Origin of the sequence: Bradyrhizobium sp. NAS96.2, from assembly GCF_001908235.1 — a bacterium.
In the GTDB taxonomy this organism is placed as follows: domain Bacteria; phylum Pseudomonadota; class Alphaproteobacteria; order Rhizobiales; family Xanthobacteraceae; genus Bradyrhizobium.
In genome coordinates this window covers 1-3,991 of the sequence record NZ_LGHK01000300.1, presented here as the reverse complement: position 1 = coordinate 3,991, position 3,991 = coordinate 1, and the positions used below count along the sequence as shown (strand labels likewise).

Annotated in this window: 8 protein-coding genes and 1 pseudogene; 5 read left to right on the top strand and 4 right to left on the bottom strand. The window is 60.9% G+C overall.

Features of this window, described 5'->3' with window-relative positions:
- Both AC628_RS40245 and AC628_RS43605 read left to right on the top strand, forming a co-directional pair.
- A pseudogene (locus AC628_RS40245) lies at positions 1-186 on the top strand (IS21-like element helper ATPase IstB); the annotation flags it as partial.
- 291 nt (positions 187-477) lie between these two features.
- Positions 478-657 (top strand): hypothetical protein, encoded by a 180-nt coding sequence (locus AC628_RS43605; RefSeq protein WP_143202070.1) that lies wholly within the window; start codon positions 478-480, stop codon positions 655-657.
- A gap of 96 nt (positions 658-753) precedes the next feature.
- On the opposite strand, the gene AC628_RS40240 is transcribed toward AC628_RS43605, so the two are convergent.
- The 4 genes from AC628_RS40240 to AC628_RS43600 form a co-directional block, all read right to left on the bottom strand.
- Positions 754-987 carry a hypothetical protein gene (locus tag AC628_RS40240; protein WP_074132289.1) on the bottom strand — a complete coding sequence of 78 codons (234 nt, stop codon included), beginning with the start codon at positions 985-987 and terminating at the stop codon, positions 754-756.
- 3 nt (positions 988-990) lie between these two features.
- Positions 991-1,200 (bottom strand): hypothetical protein, encoded by a 210-nt coding sequence (locus AC628_RS40235; protein ID WP_074132288.1) that lies wholly within the window; start codon positions 1,198-1,200, stop codon positions 991-993.
- A gap of 728 nt (positions 1,201-1,928) precedes the next feature.
- A complete protein-coding gene (locus AC628_RS40230) occupies positions 1,929-2,171 on the bottom strand; it encodes a hypothetical protein (RefSeq protein WP_143202069.1) in 243 nt (80 codons plus the stop codon).
- A gap of 59 nt (positions 2,172-2,230) precedes the next feature.
- Complete coding sequence (locus tag AC628_RS43600) at positions 2,231-2,725, bottom strand: hypothetical protein (protein WP_143202068.1); 495 nt, start codon at positions 2,723-2,725, stop codon at positions 2,231-2,233.
- Positions 2,726-2,973: 248 nt separating this feature from the next.
- On the opposite strand from AC628_RS43600, the gene AC628_RS40220 reads away from it, so the two are divergent.
- From AC628_RS40220 to AC628_RS40210, 3 genes are all read left to right on the top strand, one after another.
- Positions 2,974-3,204, top strand: coding sequence for a hypothetical protein (locus tag AC628_RS40220; RefSeq protein ID WP_074132284.1), 231 nt, complete (start codon positions 2,974-2,976; stop codon positions 3,202-3,204).
- A gap of 273 nt (positions 3,205-3,477) precedes the next feature.
- Positions 3,478-3,726: a hypothetical protein gene (locus tag AC628_RS40215; RefSeq protein WP_143202067.1), complete on the top strand. Its 249-nt coding sequence runs from the start codon at positions 3,478-3,480 to the stop codon at positions 3,724-3,726.
- Between the two features lie 178 nt (positions 3,727-3,904).
- Positions 3,905-3,991, top strand: an 87-nt coding sequence (locus AC628_RS40210) for a cold-shock protein (RefSeq protein ID WP_143202071.1), incomplete at its 3' end; no start/stop codon positions are given.

The window sequence follows — 3,991 nt, the reverse complement described above, 5'->3', positions numbered from 1 at the left end:
GACATCGTCGAGACCGGCAACGATAGCTGGCGGTTCAAGAGCCGAGACGACGATCACGCCACCCGCGCTCGTCTCGCCTCCGCTATCCCGGCCAGCTCCGACGAGACGAGCGCTACCAGCAAAGCTCGCCGCGCAAAGGGGTCAAAATTGGACGCCGATGAGGGGTCAAATTTGCAAGCCGATTGACAAATCCTCAGGCCGCCTCACAAACTACACAAGGCGGCCTTCGCCGGAGAGATACGCTGAAACGCGCCGTAACGATCGTCTTGCCATCACTAGTTGGCTCGACTGAATACTCGCACGAGAAATTGAACGTACGGCGGCCGCCGACCATGACGTAGAGGACAGCGGGGTGGCGGCAATCCCGACTCTTGCACCTATGCGCGTGTGACGCACGTCACAGCGACCTTGGCTTGGAGTTCGTATCTATCCCGCACCCGGTCGCACTGGAGCCGCCGGCAACAAGAGGGAAAGCAGATGAAAATGACGAGCATTCGTGAACTGTCAGCCGACGAACTGGGAGCAGTTTCGGGAGGTAAGCCGTCCAGCCCGGTCAGTGTTCCTGCAAATGCCTTTGACAAGCTATTGGCGGCGATCGACAAGAATCTAGCGATGGTGAAGGACCTGAAGCCAGGCGGTTACCTCCCGCCTGGCTAAGGCACTACCGAAAGGGTTGTGAGCCTGGGTGTAACGTCCGGCAACGTCGTCGCCAAGGCTCTCTCACGCCCTTCCCATCCCTCGCTGCCGCCCCGATCAGTCATCCAATTCGAGGTAGCTTTGATGCAGGCTAACCGGAGATTTCATTCCGTCAAACAAGACTCGGAATGCCAGCTTGCTCGCCTTGCCGGCGCCCACCACGCGGCCCGTCTTGGAAGGGGCCTTCCTGATCCGGTCGGCGCCGAGCTGACTCAGGCGCACTTTGTCGCCAATTCGAAAAGTCGGTGCGTCGGTTTGCAAAAGATCGATCCCCTCTGCCCAGACAGCCACAACTTATGTGATTCTCACGCTCGAACCGTTTTGTCGGGCTGCTTCAGCCTCCCGCGCCAACCTTTCTGCTTTCAAGCGCTCTCGATTATCGTGGAGCGCTTTTTGCGCTTTGGCGTAATCTGTCAAGGCTTCCTTCGCTTCGGCCTGCCTGAATACCTTGCGGGCTTCCCGTTCCGCTGCCGTGGGGGCCCGCCGTTCTCGGTCACTGATCATCGTTGACCTCCATTGGGCAACGCGCAGAGTTCGCCTTCGATCCTCATCAGCCTTATGGGAGTGCCCTTTTATAATTGGGCGGGACCGGCGCCCCGCAGTCCCGGAGCGGCGATCCCTTATCGCGCGATGTGCATGGTCGGTGTGTGGGTGTCGGCCAATTCGCACGACTATCGACATGCTAAACTTGAAAATGCCGATGGCAATTGCAATTCCGAATTAGCCCCAAAAGCACCCCAGCGCGACGATGGGAATTACTAAGCGCGCAAGCTTCGCGACCGCGACGGTCATCGCGCTTTGACATAGCAGAGGAAGTGAGTTTGGGCACGATGGCACGCGCCCATGAGCGCGCCGATCACGCGCGGAGAGAAGTCGCCTTGACCCGCGCAGTCACGCGATCGGAGCCGCCATCAATGGCCGAAGAACAGCCACAGCAGGATGATTATGGGGATCGGCACGCCCAAAAGCCAAAGCAAAATTCCTCGTCCCATTTCGTTCCTCCTCGCATTCGTCGTTTTGCGCGAGTGGCAACGTCAGGGATCTGCGCTGTGTTCCTGGATAACGACGATTCAGCGCTGGCGGGAGGGAGATTAGGACCAACTGGGAATAGGATGACCCGCGTGGTGTTAGGAAAGTGTTGGAAATGAAGAACTCGGGCCCAGAGCTGTCCCAATCTCCGCTCTGAGGCCCTTCTTTTTGTCTCACGCGTCACGGGATTGGCAGGTGGGTGGCTATTTGCCCTTGGCCCTCAGCCCGATCTCGACGAGCCTGCGGATGGCCTCGGGGCGGCCGGGCAGATCGGCCTGAGCGCGGCGCCAATTATCAATCGCCTCAATGGATTCCGGAGACCATCGCTCACCGACCTGGATACCAGTGCCGGTGGCCGGGCGACCCCTCGATTTTTTGGTAACTTTTTTGGTTGCTGACTTCATGAAAACATGGTACCAAAAAAGAAAGCCGGAGGGAAGCGTCAACTTCCTCCCCGGCTCTAACCCAGAGCCAAGGAGAGATCCATGGCCCGAGCTACCGCAAATCATAGCACAAAACTGTCTTCTCTATTCCGCGACCCCTTCGTCGCGACCCCTTCGTCGCGGCTGCCTTCCGTCGCGCCGAAGGCGACGGCCTGACCGGCGAGCTGGTCGAGACCGACCATCCCCACACCCTCGACGGCGGCGCCGGGGAGACGATCCCCGCGATCGGCCGCCGGGTACTGGTGGAGGCGTGATCGATGAAGCACGTTCCACCACCGGAAGGCACGCCCGTAGACGTGCCAGAATTGACTCAGGAAGCGCTGGCGGCCCGGCTGGCCAGGCAAGCGCGGGAGCGTGAAAGGGCGCTCCAGCGCCTCCGTAGGCTCCGGCAAAAGGCTGGTGCGGAAATAGACCGGCTGATCGACTTCCTCGATGCCAGCGACATCGATCCGGACCTCGAGGAGAGCGACGTTTGCGAGCCGATAGGCGATGAGGAGCCATCCCTCGGCTCGCTCGATCGGGCCGCGAACCAGGATCGCTGGAGCCACGGTGCCCATTCGTGGGGGCCGGGCGACGGCGACCTGGAGCTAGACCGCAGCGACGATGAGCCGAGCCTTGGGGCCGTTGAGTGGCACCCGTACTGCCTCGGATGGCCGGACGGCTCTAAGCCGACAGGCGACCAGACCCATTGGACGGCAGGAGGGCGCCGCGATCTCGAGCAGGACCCCGCCGAGCCGGGCATCGGCGACCACGATGACTTGCTCGAGCAGGCCGGTACGCAGGCTTGGCAACAGGGAGGCATGGGATGAACACCATCGCCGAGGACCTCACAGGCGTCATCGACCTCGCTGATCTGCTCGCCATTCTGCTTGCGCAGCCCGACGCCGAAACCGCCATCGATGGAATGCACAAGGCTGCGCAAATCATCGGCGAGCACGCGCGATCGATCCAGGACCAGTTGGGGAGACAAGCAACCCCGGCGCCGGCACTGACATTGTCGGTCGTGCACCGGCTCGAGCCCAGCGATCGGGCTTGACCCGTCCCAAGAAAAGACGCCGCCGGTCTCAAAAATACACGCCCGGCGGCGGTTTCTTCCTGAACCGGGACACTGAAATCCCCAGCCATAATCGTCCCGCACGAACCAAGCCACAGGCCGATGACAGTCGACAGGGTCGCCGGATTCACGCGCCGCGCGGCCCTTCTTTCGTTTCGCCATCAAGTACGCGTGAGATGTGAGGCTGTTCACATTTGATAATCGCGAGCCGATTTAATGAGGGACAGGGCGACAGCTCGGCATCGGAGAATCGTGATGTCCCCATTCAGCAGCGAGAACTGGTCCGCAGCATCCGCCTCTGTGCTCGGCACCCTCATCGTGGTGGCGGTTGTCTTCGCGGCTGTTCGTTATGTTGAGTGGTCGTCGGCCGCTAACCTGGCCCGCTTCTCGAGCCGGGCTGAGGTGGCCGAGGCTGCCGCAATTCCAATTCTGCCGCTCAAGGGACGAACAGGCTGCGAGCAGGGCAATAAGTCGCCTCCGGCGCTTTCCTTACCGCTCGAATAACCGTGCCTCCCAAAACTGCGCCGCCGGGCCGGCCCGAAATGGGTTTGTCCCGGCGGCGCTCTGTTCTACCAGCCTAGGCGCACTGAAATCCCTAGCAGCCTCGGGGTGGGGTTTGTTCTTGCGGGGCGAGGCGCTATCAAATTAGGCTGTCACCATCGGCTCAAGGGAGATTTGTTCTGTGGCTACAGGTACCGTGAAGTGGTTCAACCCGACCAAGGGTTATGGGTTCATCCAGCCCGACAACGGCGGCAAGGATGTTTTCGTG

Coding starts and splice junctions, on each gene's coding strand:
- AC628_RS40235 (WP_074132288.1), bottom strand. CDS start 1,200: ATGATCAGTGACCGAGAACGGCGGGCCCCCACGGCAGCGGAACGGGAA.
- AC628_RS43605 (WP_143202070.1), top strand. CDS start 478: ATGAAAATGACGAGCATTCGTGAACTGTCAGCCGACGAACTGGGAGCA.
- AC628_RS40220 (WP_074132284.1), top strand. CDS start 2,974: ATGAACACCATCGCCGAGGACCTCACAGGCGTCATCGACCTCGCTGAT.
- AC628_RS43600 (WP_143202068.1), bottom strand. CDS start 2,725: ATGGGCACCGTGGCTCCAGCGATCCTGGTTCGCGGCCCGATCGAGCGA.
- AC628_RS40215 (WP_143202067.1), top strand. CDS start 3,478: ATGTCCCCATTCAGCAGCGAGAACTGGTCCGCAGCATCCGCCTCTGTG.